Below are 19886 nucleotides of genomic sequence, written 5' to 3' on the forward strand. Positions count from 1 at the left end.
AGGAGACGCTCGCCGGTGGCCGCACACATCGCTCAACCCTCCCCGCTCATGCCGAGTCTTTTCGGCGACGTGATTACCAGCTTCATGAACGTGCCTCGCGCGTTCGACCCCAAAACCACCGAGGCCGACGTGGTCGTCAGCGGTGTGCCGTTCGACCTGGCCTGCTCCGGGCGTGCCGGCACCCGCATGGGGCCGAATGCCATTCGCCAGGCCACGGCGAACCTGATCTGGGAAGGCAAGCGCTGGCCCTGGGACTTCGCGCTGGAAGAGCGCTTGAAGGTCGTGGACGCGGGCAACCTGGACTACGCCTACGGCGAACCGGAGAGCCTGGTCGACAACCTGGAGAGCCACGCCGGGCGCTGGCTGGCCGCGGGCAAGAAGATGCTCACCCTCGGCGGCGATCACTACATCAGCCTGCCGCTTCTACGCGCGCATGCCCGCGAGCACGGTCCACTGGCGCTGATCCATTTCGACGCCCACACCGACACCTACGAACAGGGCACGCGCTTCGATCACGGCACCATCTTCCACCACGCGCTGAAGGAAGGCCTGGTGGTGCCGGAGCACTCGCTGCAGATCGGCATTCGCACCAGCTACGATCGCGCCAACCACCCCTATGAAGTGCTGGACGCCGACTGGGTCAACGACCACGGCTCGAAAGCGGTGCTCGAGAAAATTCGCGCCCGCGTCGGCCACCACCCGGCCTACGTGACCCTGGACATCGATGGCCTCGACCCGGCCTTCGCCCCGGGCACCGGCACGCCGGTATGCGGCGGCATGAGCACCGATTTACTGCTGAAAGTCGTTCGCGGCCTGGTGGGTATGGAGCTCGTCGGTATGGACGTGGTCGAGGTCAACCCGGCCTATGACCACGCCGACATCACCTCGCTCGCCGCCGCAACGTTGGGGCTGGAGTTTCTCTACGTACTGGCAGCGGGCAAGGTACCGATCAGCACTCGATAGCGTTGACCGCGAGGCCGCCCTTCGAGGTCTCCTTGTACTTGTCGAGCATGTCGCGGCCGGTGTCGCGCATGGTGCGAATCACCTTGTCCAGCGAGATGAAGTGGGAGCCGTCGCCGTGCAACGCCATCTGGGCGGCGTTGATCGCCTTGACCGTGGCGATGGCGTTGCGCTCGATGCAGGGCACCTGAACCAGACCGCCCACCGGGTCGCAGGTCAGCCCCAGGTTGTGCTCGAGGCCGATTTCGGCGGCGTGCTCGACCTGGGCGGGCGTCGCCCCCATCACCTCGGCCAGGCCTGCCGCGGCCATCGCGCAGGCGGAGCCGACCTCGCCCTGACAGCCCACCTCGGCCCCGGAGATCGAGGCGTTCTTCTTGCACAGAATGCCGATGGCGCCGGCGGCGAGCAGAAAGTCCACCACGTCGCCCTCACCCACCCCCGGCTGAAATTTCATGTAATAGCCAAGCACCGCCGGAATGATTCCCGCTGCGCCGTTGGTCGGCGCGGTGACCATGCGCCCACCGGCGGCGTTCTCCTCGTTCACGGCGAGTGCGAAGATGTTGACCCACTCCATCGCCGAGAAGGTCGAGGCGATCAAACACGGGTTCTGTTCGGCGGCCTGCAGGCGCTGGTGCAGAAGTCGGGCGCGGCGCTTGACGTTGAGCCCGCCGGGCAGCACGCCCTCGTGGGTCAGCCCATTGTCGATACACTCGCGCATCACCTGCCAGATCCGCCAGAGCTCGCTTCGCACCTCGGCCTCGCTGCGCCAGGTCTTTTCGTTTTCCATCATTAGCTCGCTGACACGCAGGCCTTCGCGCTGGCAGTGGGCCAGAAGCTCCTCGGCGGAGCTGAAATCGAAGGGAATCGCGGCGCTGTCCATATCCTCGAGCCGCTCGTCCACCTGGTGCTGGTCGACGACGAAACCGCCGCCCACCGAGTAGTAGGTGTTGGCCAGAAGCTCCTCGCCGCCCTCATCGAAGGCGCGAAGCGTCAGGGCATTAGGGTGGTGCGGCAGGCTTTCATCGTGAAAGATCAGATCCCGCTCCAGGACGAAGGCGATCTCGCGCCGACGCCCCAGCGCCAGCGTTTGCGTCTCTTTCACCGCCTGGATCGCCGCAGAAATGATCGCCGGGTCGATCTGGTCCGGCCGCTCGCCCATCAGGCCCACGACAATGGCGTGATCGGTGCCATGCCCCACGCCCGTGGCGGCCAGCGACCCGTAAAGGTGCACTTCCAGCCGCTGCACACGATCGACCACGCCCGCCGCCTCCACCGCCGCCGCGAACTTGTACGCCGCCAGCATGGGGCCCACCGTATGCGAGCTGGACGGACCGATACCGATCTTGAACAGATCGAAGACGCTGATGGGCATAGGAGTCCTCCAGAACGTTGGGGTTGATAAAGTAAAGGCCAGAGGCGTCAGTATCGTCAATGCAGGCAGGCGTACCCGGGGGCCATTCCTTCAGATATTTTGATCACCCCGAATCGCTCCCTGGCGTCAGGGCGTCTGAGTCTCCAGTGCCTGGCATAGATCGCCCAGAAAATCCGCCACGCCCTTGGGCAGCACGCGCCCGGCGAGTGTTTGCACCTCCAGCGTGCGTCCGCTCATTTCCCGGTCACGAATCGGCAGTGAGACGAGCTCCGCAGACTCATGCAGATGGCGAATCGAGACGTCGCCGATCAGCGTGATGCCACCCTGACACACGGCAAAGTGCACCAGCGTCGTGACGAAGTTGCTGGTCATCACCGGCTCGATCAGAAGCCCCTGACGGCTGCAACTGACGTTGAACAGCTGGCGGATGGTGGTGTTCTCGGTAGGCAATGCCAGATCGAAATTGGCCAGCTGAGAAAGCGACACTTGCTTCTTGCCCGCCAGCGGATGCGTGCGGTGCATGACCGCGTGAATCGGCGCCATGACGCGCTTTTCCACCTTGATGTTCTTCTCCGGCGACGGCGAGATCGTAAGCCCGATGTCCGCAAGCCCTTCGCACACCCGCTGAATCACGTCCGTCGAGGAGGTCACCGTCACGTCGAAGTGAATGCCGTGGTGCTTCTCGCGGTAAAGGCTGATCACGTGGGGCAGTAGAAAGCTCGCCAGCCCCTCGATGCTCGCGATACGCACCGTTCCCCGCTGAATGCCCTCAAGCCCGGTGATTTCCTCGATCACCCGGGCGGCGTCCAGACGCGCCTTGCGCGCGTGGGCGGCGAGAAGCTCGCCAGAGGGGCTCAGTCGCATGCCGGAAGGGTGGCGCTCGAAGAGCTGGCTGCCAAGCTCCGACTCGAGCCGGGCGATCTGACGGCTGACCGCCGAGGGCGCGACGTGCAGCGCCTGGGAGGCCTTGTTGATCGAGCCGTGGCGCACGATCTCCAGAAAATAGCGCAGCGCGGGGTCGATCAGAAGCCGCTCGTTCATTGAAAACCTCCAGCTCAGGGCGGGTCAGGGTATTGCCGAAAAGGCAACACCGCTTTCGAAAAATACCGCTAACTTGTTACCCCTTGCCAGCACTAGTATCGAGAAAGAAGTAACGCCCGAGGCAGATCGATAAGGCGCACCTCCAATAACAAGCGCCGATTTGCCGACCCATGACGTGGTGATCGCCAGCCGCTAATAATATCAATGGAGAGTGCGATGAAGACGATACTACCGAACCGTTTCCCGAAAAAGGCGCTGCTGACTGCCCTTGGCATGGCAAGCGCGCTTACCTTTACCGCCCAGGCCCAGGCCGATACCACCGTCAACGCCGTGATGCACTCGGCGCTTCGCGCACTCGACCCGGTATCGAGCAGCGCGACCATCGCCCGTAACCACGGCTACATGATCTATGACACGCTGATCGGGCTCGATGCAGATCTGACTCCACAGCCGCAGATGGCGGACTGGGAGGTTTCTGAGGATGGCCTCACCTACACCTTCACCCTGCGCGAGGGACTGACCTGGCACGACGGTAGCCCCGTGACGGCAGCGGACTGCATCGCCTCCCTCGAGCGCTGGTCGAGCTTCGACCCGGGCGGCACGCTGATCTTCGATCATCTCGAGAGCCTGACGGCGCTTGACGACCACCGCTTCGAGCTCACCCTCACCACCGAACTTGGCGACGTGATCGGCCTTTTGGCCAAGCCCTCGGCGGTAGCGGCGTTCATGATGCCCGAGGCAGTCGCCTCGATCGAGCCGGGCCAGCCGCTGCCTAACCAGATTGGCTCCGGGCCGTTTCGCTTCGTGAGCGACGCCTTCCAGCCTGGCGTGAAAGCGGTCTACGCGCGCTTCGACGAGTACGTGCCGCGCGACGAGGCGCCCTCCGGCACCGCAGGCAGCAAGGAAGTGTTTGTTGACCGGGTGGAGTGGATCCACATGCCGGACGTGCAGACCATGGTCAACGCCATCAACAGCGGCGATATCGATTACATCGAGCGCACGCCCTTCGATCTGCTGCCGCTTCTGGAGAGCAACCCCGAGATCCACGCCGAGGTGCTCGACCCGCTGGGCATGCTCACACTCGCCCGCATGAATTTCCTCCACCCTCCCTTCGACGACGCGCGTATCCGCCGCGCCGCGCTTTTAGCCATCGGCCAGGATGACGTGATGGCCGCGCTGGTCGGCGACCCGCGCTTTTACGAGACCTGCGCGTCGGTCTACGGCTGCAACACCGCGCTCTCGAGTGAGGCCGGTGGCGAGTCACTCAAGGATGGCGGTGATCTCGACCAGGCCCGCGCGCTGCTCGAGGAGGCGGGTTACGACGACACGCCCATCGTGCTGCTGCAGCCTTCGGATGTAGCGACCCTGACGCCGCAGCCGCTGGTGGTCGCCCAAGCGCTGAGAGCCGCCGGCTTCAACGTCGAGCTTCGCCAGATGGACTGGCAGACCCTGGTCAGCCAGCGCGCCAGCCGCGAGGCCTCGAGCAACGGCGGCTGGGACATGATCTTCACCAACTTCGGCGTGGATAGCCTCTGGTCGCCGAGCATCAATCCGCTTTTGATCAGCACCGGTGAAGAGGAGAGCTGGTTTGGCTGGCCCACGGACCCTGAGATGGAAACGCTGCTCGACGAGTTTGCTCTCGCGACCGACGGCGACGAGCGCCAGGCGCTTGCCGAGGACATTCAACGCCAGGCCATGGAGCAGGCCACTTTCGTACCCTTGGGCCAGTTCCAGAACGTGATCTCCTGGCGTGACGAGCTAAGCGATGTCGTCGCCGGCCCCATCCCGGTGTTCTGGGGCATGCACAAGGCCGAATGACCCGTCGCCCTCGCCTGCGGGCGGGGGCTTCTGCCTGCCCACGTGAGGAGTTTCCCATGCTCAGCTACTTCATTCGCCGACTGCTGGCGGCCATACCGGTAATGCTGGTCGTCGCGCTCAGCGTCTTTCTTCTACTGCGCCTGGCCCCGGGCGACCCGGCGGTGATCATCGCCGGCGACATGGCAAGCCCCGCCCAGGTGGAGAGCATTCGCGTAGCACTCGGGCTCGACCAACCCATTTACACCCAGTTTTTCATCTGGATGGGCAACATGCTCCAGGGCGATTTCGGCACCTCGCTGATATCCCAGACCTCGGTGCTGTCGATGATCATCCAGCGCCTGGCGCCCACTATCAGCCTGGCGGTGGCGGCGATCGTCTTCACTGTGCTGATCTCGGTGCCCCTGGGTGTCATCGCCGCCTGGCGTCAGGGAAGCTGGATCGACAATCTCGTCATGTCGATTTCCGTGGTCGGCTTCTCCGTGCCCGTATTCGTGATTGGTTACATCGTCATTCAGGTGTTCGCGATCAACCTGGGGTGGCTGCCGGTACAGGGCTATCGCAGCCTGGATCACGGTTTTGGCGAGTACGCCAGCCGCCTGGTGCTACCGGCGCTGACGCTGTCGTCGGTGTATATCGCGCTGATCGCTCGCATGACCCGCGCCAGCATGCTCGAAGTGCTCAAGGAGGATTACATCCGCACCGCCCGCGCCAAGGGCCTGGGCGAGCGGCTGGTGTTGTTTCGCCACGCGCTGAGAAACGCCGGCGTGCCGATCCTGACCGTCATCGGTACCGGTTTCGCGCTGATGGTCTCAGGCGTAGTGGTCACTGAAAGCGTGTTCAACATTCCCGGGCTCGGGCGGCTGATCATCGACGCCGTGCTGGCGCGGGACTATCCCGTCATCCAGGCGATCATCCTGCTGACCGCCGGGCTTTACGTGCTGATCAATCTGTTGATCGATCTCTCCTACGCCGTGACCGACCCGAGGATTCGCTACTGATGATCACTCACACCTCCCCCCGGAGGTTTGGCATGCGTCCATCACTGCACGCCGTGACCTCCCGACTGCTGCACCTGCGCCCGCTCACCACCACGTGGATCGCCGCCGCCATTCTGGTCGTGATTACGCTGATGGCGCTGTTCGCCCCACTGATCGCGCCTTTCGATCCGACCGCGATCAATCCAGCCAACCGGCTGCAGGACGCCAACGCCACCTACTGGCTGGGCACCGATGCCTACGGCCGCGATCTGTTTTCACGCGTGGTGTACGGCGCTCGCGTCTCGCTCACCGTGGGTGTCGGCGTGGCGGCGCTCACGCTTCTGATCGGCCTACCGCTGGGGCTGATCGCCGGCTACTTTCGCGCCATCGATGCGGTGCTGATGCGTTTCATGGATGGCCTGATGGCGATTCCCGGCATTCTGGCCGCCATTGCCATCGTCTCGCTCACCTCGGCGAACCTGTGGATGCTGATGATCGCGATCACGGTGCCGGAGATTCCCCAGATCGTGCGCCTGGTGCGCTCCAACGTGCTCGCCACGCGCGAAGAGGCCTTCGTGGAAGCCGCGACGCTCATGGGCACCCCCACTCGCACGATTCTCTGGCGCCACCTGATGCCCAACACCTTCGCCCCGCTGATCGTGCAATGCACCTACGTGTGCGCCGCGGCGATTCTGACCGAGGCGACGCTGTCGTTTCTGGGCGTCGGGCTAAGCTCGGAAATTCCCACCTGGGGCAACATCATGTCCGACGGTCGCATCTACTTTCAGCTCAAGCCGTCGCTGATCTTCTGGGCAGGCTTTCTATTGTCGCTGTGCATTCTGTCGATCAATCTGCTGGGCGACGCGGCGCGCGACTCGCTGGATCCCACCATGAAGCGTAAGGAGAGTTGAGATGTCCACCGAATCTCCCGTGCTGAGCGTCGATCAGCTGATCGTCGATACCACAGACAGGACGCCCAAGCGCATTCTCAAGGGCGTCTCCTTCGACATTCACGCCGGCGAAACCCTGTGCCTGGTGGGCGAATCCGGCTCCGGCAAGTCGGTATCATCGCTTACCGCCATGGGGCTTTTACCCAAGCGAAGCCTTGAAACCACCGGCGGGCGCATCACTCTGGACGGCGAATCGCTGCTGGACGCCACGCCCAAACGGCTGAGCCAGCTTCGCGGCAGCCGCATGGCGATGATCTTTCAGGAGCCGATGACCGCACTCAACCCGGTGCTCGGCGTAGGCAAGCAGCTCGATGAGGTGCTGGCCTGCCACACGTCGCTCTCCGGCGGGCAGCGCCGCGCCCAGGTGCTCGAGGCACTCGAACAGGTGCACCTGCCGGATATCGAGCGCGTGTACCAGAGCTTTCCTCATCAGCTCTCCGGCGGGCAGCGTCAGCGCATCATGATCGCCATGGCGCTACTCTTGAAGCCCAGACTTCTGATCGCCGACGAGCCCACCACGGCGCTGGACGTCACCACCCAGCACCAGATACTCAAATTGATTCGCGAACTGCAGCAGCGCCACGGCACCGCGGTGCTGTTCATCACCCACGACATGGGCGTGGTGGTGGATATCGCCGACCGCGTTTGCGTGATGAAAACCGGCGAGATCGTGGAAACCGGCCCGGTGCGCGAGGTACTTGGCAAACCGCAGCACGCCTACACCCGACGCCTGCTGGAAGCGGTGCCGAGCCTGACCCCGCGCCCGGCTCGCGCTTTCAAGAGCGAGCGCCGCGTGCTCGATGTCACCGAGCTGCACAAGGAATTTGCGCCCAAACGCGGCCTGTTGGGCTTTTTGAAACCGCGCCGCGCGGCCACCCACGCGGTCAATGACGTCAGCTTCGAGCTCAAGGCCGGGCGCACGTTAGGCATTGTGGGCGAATCCGGCTCGGGCAAGTCGACGCTTGCGCGCTGCGTAATGCGTTTGATCACCCCGACCGGGGGTACCGTGCGCGTCAACGGCCAGGACATCGCCGCTCTTCGCTCGCGAAGCCTCAAGCCGCACCGCGGGCGCATTCAAATGGTGTTTCAGGACCCCTACCGCTCGCTGAACCCGCGCCGGACCATTGGCCAGAGCCTGACCGAAGGCCCGACCAACTACGGCAAGCCCTACAAGGAAGCCCTGGCCCGAGCGCGTGAACTGCTGGAATTGGTCGGCCTGCCAGCGGATGCCATCGAGCGCTACCCGCACCAGTTCTCCGGCGGCCAGCGCCAGCGCATCGCCATCGCCCGGGCGCTGGCTATGGAGCCGGACGTGATCGTCGCCGACGAAGCCGTCTCGGCGCTGGATGTCTCGGTGCAGGCCCAGGTGCTGGCGCTTCTGGACGATATTCAGGCACGCCTGGGGGTGGCGGTACTGTTCATTACCCACGATCTTCGCGTGGCCGCGCAGATCTGCGACGACGTGCTGGTGATGCAGCGCGGTCGGGTGGTCGAAGTCGGCCCCGCCGAGGACGTGCTGGGCAACCCGCGCGCTGACTACACCCGCCAGCTGATCGAGGTCGCGCCCGGACGAAGCTGGGATTTCGCCGCCTTTGCGCCGGTCGCCTGACGCTTTATAAAAGATTCATAAAAGGAGGCAACGCCATGAATGCCTGTGACCTGAGCGCCACCCAGGCGCGCCGCCTGATGGCCACGAAAAAGCTCTCCGCGCTGGAGCTGACCGAAAGCTGCATGGCGCGTATCGAGGCGGTCAACCCCGCCGTCAATGCGCTGGTGGCCCAGGACGTCGACGCCTGGCGCGAAGGCGCGAAGAACGCCCAGCGCGCTATCGACCGGGGCGAGCGGCTCGGCCCACTGCACGGCCTGCCGCTGTGCGTGAAGGACATGGTCGACGTGACCGGGCTGCCCACCACCTTCGGCAGCCAGATCTACGCCGACAACGTCGCCCAGGGCGACGACCCGATGGTGGCGCAGCTGCGTGAGGCCGGCGCCTTGATGGTCGGCAAGACCAACAACCCCGAGTGGAGCGCTGGCGGCAACACCCGCAACGCCGTTTACGGCGCGACCGCCAATCCTTTTGACGTGACCCGCTCCGCCGCGGGCTCCTCCGGCGGCTCCGCCGTGGCGCTGGCCTGCGGCATGGCGCCACTGGCCACCGGCTCCGACACCGGCGGCAGCCTGCGCAACCCGGCAGCGTTTTGCGGCGTGGTGGGCTTTCGCCCCACGCCTGGGCTCGTGCCCGGCAACCGCGCTCAGGCCTGGCTTCCGATGTCGATGAACGGCCCCATGGCGCGCACCGTGGAGGACGCCGCGCTGATGCTCTCGACGATGATTCGCCCGGACCGCCGCGACCCCTGGACGCCAATCGTCGATGGCCAAGGCGTTCACGCGCCCGCCGCGTTTCGCCAGCTGCCCCGGGTGGATCTCTGCAGCCAGCGCGTCGCCTTCACCGAGGACTTCGGCTTCGCCATGACCGAGCGGCTGGTGCGTCGAAGCTTCAACGACAAGCTCGCCCGCTTTGGCCACGTGTTCGGCCAGCTTGACGATACCCACCCGGAATGCCCGGACGCTGATGACACCTTTGCGGTGATTCGCGCGCTCTGCTTCTCCGGCATGCACCGGGAGCTGTTGCAGCAGTATCCCGACCTGGTCGGCCCCAACGTGCGCGACAACGTGCGCGAGGGAGAAAGCTACTCGGCGCTGGACGTGGTGCGCGCGCTGACCAATCAGCAGCATCTTTACCGTCACTGGCAGACGTTTTTCGAGCATCACGACTTCGTGCTGGCGCCCACCACCACCATCAGCCCGCGAGACTGGCACGAGCTCTACCCGACCGAGATCGACGGCGAGCCGACGCAAAGCTACTACCACTGGCTCTCGATGGCCTACGCCTCGACGCTTGCCGGCCACCCGTCGGTGACGCTGCCCACCGGGCGCGACGAAAACGGGCTGCCCTTTGGCCTGCAGATCATCGGCCGGCGCGGCAGCGACCTGGAGACCCTGGCCTTCGCCCGCGAGCTCGAAACGCTTTTCGAGGGCGACGAGGCACTTGCGCGCCCCCGAGTCGATCTCGACTACCTGATGGAGGCAGCGCCGCTCAAGAGTGCCGAGGGCTTCATGGGGTTTTAGCGCGCGCCTGACGCCTCATTTTCGATTCCTGAACAAAAGGACACCGCATGGCCGACAATGCACTCGACCACTGGCAGGCGCTCGCCCGCGCCGGCACCGACCCGCTCCTGTGCGCGCTGACCCGGCGCGAGGCGGCCTTCTGGGTGAATCCAAAACGCACTTTTTTCGAGAGCGTTCGCGACGCGCTGCCGCTGAGCGCGGCAGATATCGACGAAGCCGCCGCGCGGCTTGAACGCTTCGCCCCCTACTTCGCTAAAGTGTTTCCTGAAACCGCTGCGGCCGGGGGCATCATCGAGTCGCCGCTGCACCGCGCCGACTCGCTCGCCTTCGCCGCCGCCGAGCGCTGGAAGGTCTCCGCCCCGGCGAGCCTGTGGCTCAAGTGCGACAGCCACCTGCCGATCTCGGGCTCGATCAAGGCCCGGGGCGGCTTTCACGAGGTGCTGCTCCACGCCGAAACCCTGGCCCTTGAGCATGGGCTGATCACCCGGCAAGACGACTACGTCTGCTTCGCCACGCCGGCGTTCAAGACGATGTTCGCGCACCATTCGATCGTGGTGGGCTCGACGGGCAACCTGGGGCTGAGTATCGGTATTCTCAGCGCTCAGCTCGGCTTCAAGGTGACGGTGCACATGTCCGCCGATGCGCGGCCCTGGAAGAAGGTCCTCTTGCGCGAGAAAGGCGTTCAGGTGGTCGAGCATAAGTCCGACTACAGCGTCGCCGTGGCCGAGGGGCGCGAGGAAGCGCTGGCCACGCCGCGCTGCCACTTCGTCGACGACGAGGACTCCACCGCGCTGTTTCTGGGCTACGCCGTGGCCGCCCGGCGCCTCGAGCGCCAGCTCGAAACAGAAGGCATTCGGGTCGATGCCGAGCACCCGCTAATCGTCCATCTGCCCTGTGGGGTGGGCGGCGGCCCGGGTGGGGTCGCCTTCGGCCTGAAGCACGTCTTCGGCGACGCGGTGCACTGCCTGTTCGCCGAGCCTACTTCGTCGCCCTGCATGCTGCTGGGCATGGCCACCGAACTCCACAACGCCATCAGCGTGCAGGATATCGGCCTGGATAACCTCACCTGCGCGGATGGTCTTGCGGTCGGGCGCCCCTCGGCGTTCGTCGGCACGCTGATGGAGCCGCTGCTCGACGCGCTCTACACCGTCAGCGACGACGAGCTCTACGCATTGGTCGCCCTGACGCAAAAGCACGAAAAGCTGGCGCTGGAACCCTCCGCCGTGGCGGGTTTGCCGGGCTTTGCGCACCTGGCCCGCGCCGATCGCGCCACCCTCGACACCCTTGGCCTGGCCGGTCACCTGGGTCACGCCACGCATCTGGTCTGGGCCACCGGGGGCTCGATGGTGCCCGAGGAGGAAATGACCGGGTATCTGGAAAAAGGGCGAGCGCTTTTGAAAACCGTCGAGTCATCCACCGCCTAATCGGGATGTGCCCCGGCACCCAATAGCCCTTCCCGCCGCCCCATCGGCCGGCGCAGCCAACACGTCATCAGCACTACCGCCAACAGCACCTCGGCCAGGTCGCCGCCGTAGTACATCCACTGGGCGGCGGCTTGGATGTGTTCGAGGGTATGGCCGGTGCCGCGGGGAAAGCCCCACCCGTACATCAGCTTGCCCAGCAGGCTGTGAGTGGCGATCGCGGCGAAAAGCACGATCAGGCGAAAGCGCAGGCTTAGCCGGTGCGGTGAGGCGTCGGGCTCGGCGAGGATCGCCCAGCAGAAGAGATAGCCCGCGAGCAGAAAATGCAGGTGCACCGCGTAGTGCAGCAGCGGGCTTTCAAGCGAAGCCGCGTAGAGCGGCGTCAGATACAACACGTACATGCCGCCCACGTTGAGCAACAGCGCCGTGACCGGGTGAGCCACAGCACGCATGAAGCGACTATGCAGCAGCGCTACTACCCACTTACCGCCGGTTTGGGGCAGCGTCTTGAGCAGCAGCGTCATCGGCGCGGCCAGCACCCAACAAAGCGGGGCGAACATGCCAATTAAAAGATGCAGCGTCATGTGGCCGACCAGATCCCCATGCGCCCAGATCATCAGCGAAGGCCAGAAGGCGATGGCCAGAAGCGTACTGCCCAGAAGGAAAAAGCCGCAGCGCCAAAGACGCCAGCCTGGTTCGCTTTTCCATTGAAGCCAGGCCGCGGCCAGATATTGGTAGGTGACGAGCACGACCAGCAGAAAAGGCAGCCAGTCCAGCGCGCCGTGGTAGGCGGCGTGCATTCAGCGCGCGGCGCGGGCGCGGCGCCAGAGCCAGGCGCCGATCAGCAAGAACACGACCGCGAAGGCGTTCCAGACCAGGTCGTACATCAGCGGATCCACGCCGTAGCGAATCTGGTGCAGGCGCAGAATCTTGTGGTTGATGATGCCATCGAAAAGCTGAAAGCCACCCATCCCCAGAAAGAACCCCGCCTTCGCCCAGGCCACGCTCAAGCGCCCGCGCTGGGAAAGATCGAGCAGTAGAAAAACGCCGATCACAACGGCCAGCAGTTCGAAGGCGTGTAATAGGCCATCGGAGAGGATGCCCAAGGCGGGCGTGGAGAAGTCGAAAAAGTGGTGCCACTGCAACAGCTGATGAAAGACGATCTCGTCGAGCGCGGCCATGACGCCGATGCCCACCAGTACCGCCGCCCAGAGCGAGCGGCGGAACTCCTTGTTGATGTGAGCATCCGTTCGTTGTGTCATGTGTGGACTCCCTGGTCGTCAGGTCAGCATAGACAGCGCTGGAAAACGCTGCAATGCATCACAGCCGCCAGTCCAAGCCTGGTGCAAAGGGGTTATTCATCACCAGGCTTGGATGCTCGCGCTTGAACAACGTGCTTTTTTTCAAAGCGAATGGCCAACTTTCACTGATATTCGTTGCTCGGATAAATGTTGCGCTCCTCTACCCATGACGCTGGCGTCCCGTTGGACTTTCGCTTTTGGACCCTCTAAGGTATCCCTCCCCGAGCGTTTCCCGGGGCCATCAATCAGGTTTACTGCGGTAGACCCATCGAGCTGGATCACCAGTACTTTCGACGCCCTGCCTGTTGCGGGCATCATCGATAGAAGAGGGAATCCATGTCGATCCACTATGCCGACGCGGGCCGCTGCATGCCCCGCCGTCCTCCGCCCAGCCATCGCTCTGGGTAATGCCAGGCTTTGACGCCGCTCGCTAGCGCGTAAACGCGCCTCGCCAGAGGCTGTATTCATCGCGCCTTTGGTATCGGCCCTCGACCATCGTTCGTCGATACGCCGAACCGCTAACCGGCACTACAGCCCCGTATGGCCGCTGCGCGATCCATGCTGTGAGATCGCCGCTCAACGCGAATTTCGTGCCTCGTCACTGCCTTGCGCCTTCACTCGCTGTACTCGGCGTGCGTTGCCGCGCGCGTGTGAGTGCGCCTTGCCATTCACCGAGGGACTCTCTTTGAACAACGAATCCTTGTATCAATTCTCGACCTTGACCGTCGTTTTGCTGCTGCTCGCCTTTTACGGCGGCACTTACCTGATGACCCTGGGCATTCGCAAGAAAAAAGAAGACGCCGATGCTTTCATGGTCTCCAACCATCGCGTGGGCTTCGGCATCGGCGCGGCCAGCATGACCGCGACCTGGATCTGGGCGGCCTCGTTTTACGCCGCTGCCACGTCGGGCTATACCTACGGCGTTTCCGGGCCGATTCATTACGGGCTGTGGGGCGCGCTGATGATTCTGTTCATCTATCCCTTTGGCCGCCGCTTTCGCAAGCTCGCGCCCAATGCCCATACCCTGGGCGAGTTGATCCACGCGCGCCACGGTGCGTCGAGCCAGCTGATCCTCGCCTTCTCCAACATTCTGGGTAGCGTGATCAGCTTGATGGTCAACTTCACCGCCGCAGGGGCCCTGGTATCGGTGCTTTCGCCGCTCTCCTTCCAGGCGGGGGTGATCATCGCAGGCCTTGGCGTGCTGTGTTACACCTTGTGGTCGGGCTTTCGCGCCTCGGTCATTACCGATTTCGCCCAGCTGGTGGCGCTCATGGCCATCGCCATCGTCATCATTCCCGCGGTGTTCTTCGCCATGGGCGGGCCGAGCGAGCTGGTCGCGGGGCTGGATAACCTGACCCTCGAGCAGGCCAATTTCTTCTCCACCGATGCCATCCTCAACCAGGGCGCACCCTTCTTCGTGGCGGTGCTGGCCTACGCGATCGGTAACCAGACGATTTCCCAGCGCCTGTTCGCGGTCAACGAAGATCACATCAAGCCGACCTTTCTGACCGCGACGGTAGGCTACGGCGCTATCGTCATTGGTCTGGGTATGATAGGCCTGATGGCGCTGACGCTGGGCGTCACGCCGCTCGACGGCGACATGAATAACCTGATCCCGCAGATGGTCTCGAGCTATCTGCCGCCGCTGTTCATTGCGCTGTTCTTCATTCTGGTGATCGGCTCGCTCTCGTCCACCGCCGACTCCGATCTCTCGGCGCTGTCGGCGATCGTCATGGCCGACATCTATGGCAAGAACATAGCCCGTGGGCGCGCCAACCCGCAGCGTATGCTACTGATCGGCCGTTTGACCATGGTCGTTGCGACCGTGCTGGGCATCGTCTTCGCCAGCTTCTCGCTGGATATTCTGGTCATGCTGGTGTTTGTCGGCGCGCTCTGGGGCGCCATCGTCTTTCCCGTCATCGCCAGCTGCTTCTGGGACCGGATCACCAACACGGCATTCACCGCTGCGGTGCTGGTCGCGATGGTGCTGTTCTGCGCGGCCCGCTTCGAGCTTATCCCGCTGTCCGGCGCCGGTGGCCTGTTCTTCGAGCTGCTGGCAAGCGTCGGCGGTGGGGTGATCATCGGGTTGATGGTTTTCGGCTTTTTTGGCCGTATCGCCGGCATGGTCGCGGGCGGCCTGGCACTGATCGCCATGCTGATCTTCGCCACGGGCTTTCTACGCGATTACACGGTGCTGCTGGCCTCACTCACCGCTTACGGCGCCAGCACGATCGTCTGCATCGCGCTGAGTCTGGCCAGCCGCCAGCCGCGCTTCGATTTCGCCAGCATCGGTGAGCGCGTGGGCAGCTACGACCAGGCGTCGGCCGAGCCAAGCGAACGCGAGAGCTTTAACGCACGGCCTGCCACGAGCTGATGGCTTGATATAACGACGCACTACAACGAACGACTCGGGAGAACGTTACCATGACCGCTCTAATGACCTTTTATGTGCTGATCTGGCCCGCCCTTACGCTGGGCGTACTCGTACTGATCTGTCGCGCCGTGCTGCGCGACCGTAAAGCGGCGCGCGCGCAAAACCGCGAACTGGTGTAGCGCCCGCGCCGCCTTTCATCGGCCTGCGCCGCTTATCGCATTCACTCACTCGGCCAGGGCGGGCTGCTCGAGGAAATACCCTTCGTTGCGCACCGTGCGAATCAGGCGCGGGTGGCGGGCGTCATCTTCCAGCGCCTGGCGCAGGCGGCTGATGCACACATCCACCGAGCGGTCGTTGATGAAGTATTCCCGGCCGAAGGCGTGACGGCTTAGCGCATCGCGGCTGATGATGCGGTTGGGCGTGTCGCTGAGCGCCTCCAGCACCATGAAGTCCGAACGAGTGAGGTCGATCGTCTCGCCTCTGGGCGAGTGAAGTCGACGCAGGCGCAAGTCGAGCCGCCAGCCGGCGAAGTGGCGCGCCTCGGCCGGTGGTTCGGCCACGGCCTTGACGCGGCGGCGCACGGCGCGGATACGGGCGAGCAGCTCGCGCGGCTCAAAAGGCTTGCACAGGTAGTCGTCGGCGCCGATCTCGAGCCCGATGATGCGCTCGGTGGCCAGGTCGTGCGCGCCGGTCATGATGACCGCCAGGCGCTCGTGATGCTTCAACACACGACACAAGCCGAGCCCCTCCTCGCCGGGCAGCCAGTGCTCGAGTACGACCAGATCCACGCCTTCATCGAGGCACTCCCACATCTCGCGTCCGCTGATCGCCAGGCGCGCGCGATAGCCCATCTTCACCAGGTAGTCGCAAGTGCTTTTGCCGTAGCGCTCGTCGTTGTCCACTACCAGCACGCACTCGTCGGCGTTGACCGCGGACGCCCCCTCTTCCCAACACTCCATTACATACGCCCCGTATATCAACACTTTCTCAACAAGCAGGACCAATATAATCTTGCCACCAACTCCGGTAAATACTAATCATTATTATTTTCAAGGGATAGTTAGATGCAGCCTTTACACCAGGCGGCCCGGGGCGCCGCCGCTTTTCCCAGAACGTCGCTTGCCATCGTCATTGGGCTCACTGCGGGCAACGCCCTGTTCAGCGGTGTTGCGCTGGCCCAAACGTCCGCCTCCACTGCGGGCACAGATCCCGTCGAGATGGAGGCCATCCGCGTCGTTGGCAGCTACCAGGGCGATCAGGCCCAAAGCTACACCGTGGAGCAGACTTCGAGCTCCACCGGGCTCGATCTTTCACCCCGCGAGACGCCGCAGTCGGTGACCACCATCACCCGCCAGCAGCTCGACGACCGTCAGGCGGTAAGCCTGGAAGACGCGCTGGAACTGACGCCGGGCATTACCGCCAACAAGGCGGAAGTCGGCGTGCGTACCTCCTACCGGGCGCGCGGCTATAACGTGAACAACTGGAGAATCGACGGTCTGCAGTTCCCCGGCGATACCGGTTTCAGCGGCGGCGGTGGTGCGCTGAACCTGGATCTTTACGAGCGCGTGGACATCGTGCGCGGCGCCAACGGCCTGCTTGGCGGCACCGGCGACCCTTCGGCGACTATCGACCTGCAGCGCAAGCGCCCGGGCCGGGCGTTCGGCGGCAGCGCCTACGCCTCCTACGGACGCTGGGACAACGCCCGGGGCAGCGTGGACCTCAACCTGCCGCTGACCGAAGACGGCAGCGTGCGCTCGCGCTTCGTCGTCACCCAGGGCGAAGGCGACGCCTTCCGCGATCATGAATCCACCCGTACCCGTGGGGCGCTGGCGAGCTTCGAGGTGGACGTGACCGATTCGACCACCCTGGGCGCGGGCTATCAGTACGAGTACAACAAGACCGGCGGCGCCGGCTGGGGCGCCAACGTGCCGATCTGGTTCGCCAGCGGCCGCGTGACGGATCTTCCGCGCAGCACCAACCTGGTGCCGGAGTGGAGCTTCGCCGAGCAGCAAACCGACACCCTGTTCACCTCGCTGACCCACCGCTTCAACGACGACTGGTCGCTGGAAATCCAGGCCGCCCAGAGCGACACCGACGCCTTCAACGACCTGGCGCTGGGCAAGGTGAACCGCGGCCCGCGCGGCACCTACATCGGCTATTGGGAAGAGGACGGCGGCGGCGCGGTGCTCAACGGCCTGCGCAGCGACAACGAGACGCGCCAGCGCTCCGCCCAGGTGGAGCTCAGCGGCGCTTTCGATCTTGCCGAGCGCCGCCACGACGTGACCGTCGGCTATAGCGAGAGCCACGCCCGGGAGCACGGCTTCGAGAATAACTGCACGATGTCCAGCGCCACCGAGTCCGCGTACTCCCAGGGCTGCATGTACCGCGCCACCAACGGGCTGCCGATCAGCGATTGGCGCCAGGGCGTGGACCGCGACATCCGACTGCAGGGCGGGCGTAGCGGCCGGGTCAGCACCACCGAAACCGAGCTGCGCGGGCTTTACGCCGCCACGCGGCTGAGCCTTTCCGAGCCGCTTTCGCTGATCCTGGGTGGACGCACCAGCTACTACAAGACCGAGGACGAAAGCTACGCCGGCGATACCACCAGCCGGCGCGAAACCGGCGTATTCACCCCCTACGCGGGCCTGGTTTATGACCTGACGGACAACCACTCGCTCTACGCCAGCTACACCAACATCTTCACCCCGCAGACCCGTCAGACCGTCAGCGGCGACACGGTCAAGCCGATCGAAGGCGACAGTTTCGAGACCGGCGTGAAGGGTGAGTGGTTCGATGGGCGCCTGAACGCCTCGGCGGCGTATTTCCGCACCCGCCAGGAGAACAGCGCGGTGCTCGACGGCGCCAACCTGACCCCGGACGGCGACCAGGCCTACCGCGCCGGTACCGGCAACGAAACCGACGGCGTGGATCTCGAGATCGCCGGCGCCATCACGCCGAACTGGAACGTCTACGGCGGCTACACCTACCTGCACTTTCGCCGTATCGACGCCGACGGGCGAAGCGATCCCAAGCACCTGTTCAAGCTCTCTACCACCTACGCCCCGGCAGGCGCTCTCAACCGCTGGACCTTCGGCACTGGCGTTTACGCGCAAAGCAACATCAACGCCATTTCGAGCCCCGCCGGGCGCCCGGTGGATGGCGTGAGCACCGGCTCGACCCCCGCCAACTGGGCAGGCTATGCCACGGTCAACGCCATGGCGCGCTACGACATCACCGATGCCACCGACCTGACGCTCAACGTCGACAACCTGTTCGACAAGCACTACTACGAGCGCTACGGCTTCTACGCCCACTCGATCTACGGCGCCCCGCGCAGCGCCATGCTGACGCTGCGCACCGAGTTCTGAACATTGGAGTAAGGTAAACGGGCTTTACACCCACACGATCGCGCCATGACGACCTCTCGGCATGGCGCGATTTTTTTCCGGCCAGAGGATACCCTGTTTATCATGGCACCCCGCTCATACACGTCATCCAATGAGGAAAAGCTTCATGCAGTATGTAATCACGGCCTACGACTTTACTGATGAAGACGCGCTTGCGCGTCGAATGGCGAATCGTGAGGCGCATTTAGCGGGAGTGAAAAAACTGATCGCACAAGAAAAATTTTTAAGCGGCGGTGCGATTCTGGACGATGAGGGGCGGATGATCGGCTCGACGGTCCATGTCGCGTTCGAAAACCGCGCGGCGCTGGATGAGTGGATCGAGCAGGACCCCTATACCCTGGGCCGAGTATGGGAAACCCTGGACATTCGCGAAGTACGGCTCGTGCCGTTGGGCGACGAGCATTAAAGCGCGATCATGGCCGGTAACGACAACGCCCCCGCCGGCGCGAGCCGACGGGGGCGTAACGTTTCAAGCGTTAGCGGTTACTGACCGCCGTTGAACTCGTTGATGCCGTAGCTGCGTTCCATTTCGCGCTGGTTGCTATCGAAGCCGCTGACTTCGACCGAGCCGTCTTCGTCGAGGTCGATATCTTCGAAGCGATCAAAACCGTCCTGGCTTGCGCGGTCGAGCAGGCTATTGAGCTGCTGCGAATCGAGCCCCCAGGGCGCGACCTGGGTCTGACTGGCCGATTGGCGGATGACCTCGCCGCTTTCGCCATTCAGAGTGAGGTCGAGCTGCTGGCCTTCCTCATCCCAACCTTCGACTTCGAATTCGAGCGTGCCGCGCTCTTCATCGACCTGCAGTTCACGAAACGACGCCACACCGGCGTTAGCCGCTTGCTCGATCATGTTGGAGAAGCCTGCCTGGTCGAGCGCTTCCTGATAGTCGTTCTGATCGGCCATGGCCACCTGGCCAAGACCCAGTGCGGCAGCGGCGGTAATAGCGAGTGCGATCGATGTCTTTTTCATGGTGATAGTCCTTTTTCAATGAAGTGACGCTTCGCTGAATGCAACGCCTCAAAAGGAGGCGACCCATCCATGGCTACTCACCTTACTCACGGCTACCTTACACAAGCGTGATGGCGTCATTCAGACTTCGTTCATGTTCATCAAGGCGTTTCGAAGCCCGGATGGTC

The 19886-nt window shown here is 63.9% G+C and carries 17 protein-coding genes; 11 read left to right on the plus strand and 6 right to left on the minus strand.

What is annotated here, in order from left to right; genetic code table 11:
* Positions 1–48 precede the first annotated feature (48 nt).
* A complete protein-coding gene (speB, locus tag ACGK9R_RS11220) occupies positions 49–963 on the plus strand; it encodes an agmatinase (protein WP_394581633.1) in 915 nt (304 codons plus the stop codon).
* On the opposite strand, the gene ACGK9R_RS11225 is transcribed toward speB, so the two are convergent.
* Both ACGK9R_RS11225 and ACGK9R_RS11230 read right to left on the minus strand, forming a co-directional pair.
* Complete coding sequence (locus tag ACGK9R_RS11225; protein ID WP_394581259.1) at positions 950–2332, minus strand: L-serine ammonia-lyase; 1383 nt, start codon at positions 2330–2332, stop codon at positions 950–952. The genes speB and ACGK9R_RS11225 overlap by 14 nt on opposite strands.
* A 126-nt stretch (positions 2333–2458) precedes the next feature.
* A complete protein-coding gene (locus tag ACGK9R_RS11230; RefSeq protein WP_394581261.1) occupies positions 2459–3373 on the minus strand; it encodes a LysR family transcriptional regulator in 915 nt (304 codons plus the stop codon).
* 216 nt (positions 3374–3589) lie between these two features.
* On the opposite strand from ACGK9R_RS11230, the gene ACGK9R_RS11235 reads away from it, so the two are divergent.
* The 6 genes from ACGK9R_RS11235 to ACGK9R_RS11260 are packed head-to-tail and all read left to right on the plus strand — an operon-like array spanning position 3590 to position 11671.
* The gene (locus tag ACGK9R_RS11235) at positions 3590–5191 is read left to right on the plus strand and encodes an ABC transporter substrate-binding protein (protein WP_394581263.1); all 1602 of its coding nucleotides are present in this window, start codon (positions 3590–3592) and stop codon (positions 5189–5191) included.
* 56 nt (positions 5192–5247) lie between these two features.
* On the plus strand, positions 5248–6189 hold the full coding sequence (locus ACGK9R_RS11240; RefSeq protein ID WP_394581265.1) for an ABC transporter permease: 942 nt from the start codon (positions 5248–5250) through the stop codon (positions 6187–6189).
* Between the two features lie 32 nt (positions 6190–6221).
* Positions 6222–7079: an ABC transporter permease gene (locus tag ACGK9R_RS11245; protein ID WP_394581267.1), complete on the plus strand. Its 858-nt coding sequence runs from the start codon at positions 6222–6224 to the stop codon at positions 7077–7079.
* 1 nt (position 7080) lies between these two features.
* Complete coding sequence (locus ACGK9R_RS11250) at positions 7081–8727, plus strand: ABC transporter ATP-binding protein (RefSeq protein ID WP_394581269.1); 1647 nt, start codon at positions 7081–7083, stop codon at positions 8725–8727.
* A gap of 35 nt (positions 8728–8762) precedes the next feature.
* Positions 8763–10247: an amidase gene (locus ACGK9R_RS11255; protein ID WP_394581270.1), complete on the plus strand. Its 1485-nt coding sequence runs from the start codon at positions 8763–8765 to the stop codon at positions 10245–10247.
* A gap of 47 nt (positions 10248–10294) precedes the next feature.
* Positions 10295–11671 carry a D-serine ammonia-lyase gene (locus ACGK9R_RS11260; RefSeq protein ID WP_394581272.1) on the plus strand — a complete coding sequence of 459 codons (1377 nt, stop codon included), beginning with the start codon at positions 10295–10297 and terminating at the stop codon, positions 11669–11671.
* On the opposite strand, the gene ACGK9R_RS11265 is transcribed toward ACGK9R_RS11260, so the two are convergent.
* Both ACGK9R_RS11265 and ACGK9R_RS11270 read right to left on the minus strand, forming a co-directional pair.
* Positions 11668–12468 (minus strand): cytochrome c oxidase assembly protein, encoded by an 801-nt coding sequence (locus ACGK9R_RS11265; RefSeq protein WP_394581273.1) that lies wholly within the window; start codon positions 12466–12468, stop codon positions 11668–11670. The two genes, ACGK9R_RS11260 and ACGK9R_RS11265, sit on opposite strands and share 4 nt — an antisense overlap.
* Positions 12469–12930: a DUF2243 domain-containing protein gene (locus ACGK9R_RS11270; RefSeq protein WP_394581274.1), complete on the minus strand. Its 462-nt coding sequence runs from the start codon at positions 12928–12930 to the stop codon at positions 12469–12471.
* 724 nt (positions 12931–13654) lie between these two features.
* Here ACGK9R_RS11270 and ACGK9R_RS11275 point away from each other — a divergent pair.
* Positions 13655–15343 (plus strand): sodium:solute symporter family protein, encoded by a 1689-nt coding sequence (locus ACGK9R_RS11275; RefSeq protein WP_394581276.1) that lies wholly within the window; start codon positions 13655–13657, stop codon positions 15341–15343.
* 50 nt (positions 15344–15393) lie between these two features.
* Positions 15394–15522, plus strand: a complete 129-nt coding sequence (locus ACGK9R_RS11280) for a putative transporter small subunit (protein WP_394581278.1) — start codon at positions 15394–15396, stop codon at positions 15520–15522.
* 45 nt (positions 15523–15567) lie between these two features.
* Here ACGK9R_RS11280 and ACGK9R_RS11285 read toward each other — a convergent pair whose 3' ends face one another.
* Positions 15568–16302 carry a winged helix-turn-helix domain-containing protein gene (locus ACGK9R_RS11285; RefSeq protein ID WP_394581280.1) on the minus strand — a complete coding sequence of 245 codons (735 nt, stop codon included), beginning with the start codon at positions 16300–16302 and terminating at the stop codon, positions 15568–15570.
* Positions 16303–16407: 105 nt separating this feature from the next.
* On the opposite strand from ACGK9R_RS11285, the gene ACGK9R_RS11290 reads away from it, so the two are divergent.
* Both ACGK9R_RS11290 and ACGK9R_RS11295 read left to right on the plus strand, forming a co-directional pair.
* Positions 16408–18711, plus strand: a complete 2304-nt coding sequence (locus tag ACGK9R_RS11290) for a TonB-dependent siderophore receptor (protein ID WP_394581282.1) — start codon at positions 16408–16410, stop codon at positions 18709–18711.
* A 145-nt stretch (positions 18712–18856) separates the two neighbouring features.
* Positions 18857–19156, plus strand: a complete 300-nt coding sequence (locus ACGK9R_RS11295) for a YciI family protein (RefSeq protein ID WP_394581285.1) — start codon at positions 18857–18859, stop codon at positions 19154–19156.
* 77 nt (positions 19157–19233) lie between these two features.
* On the opposite strand, the gene ACGK9R_RS11300 is transcribed toward ACGK9R_RS11295, so the two are convergent.
* Positions 19234–19719 carry a PepSY domain-containing protein gene (locus tag ACGK9R_RS11300; RefSeq protein ID WP_394581287.1) on the minus strand — a complete coding sequence of 162 codons (486 nt, stop codon included), beginning with the start codon at positions 19717–19719 and terminating at the stop codon, positions 19234–19236.
* Between the last annotated feature and the right edge of the window lie 167 nt (positions 19720–19886).

Source organism: Halomonas sp. HNIBRBA4712, assembly GCF_043558675.1.
Classification (GTDB): domain Bacteria; phylum Pseudomonadota; class Gammaproteobacteria; order Pseudomonadales; family Halomonadaceae; genus Vreelandella.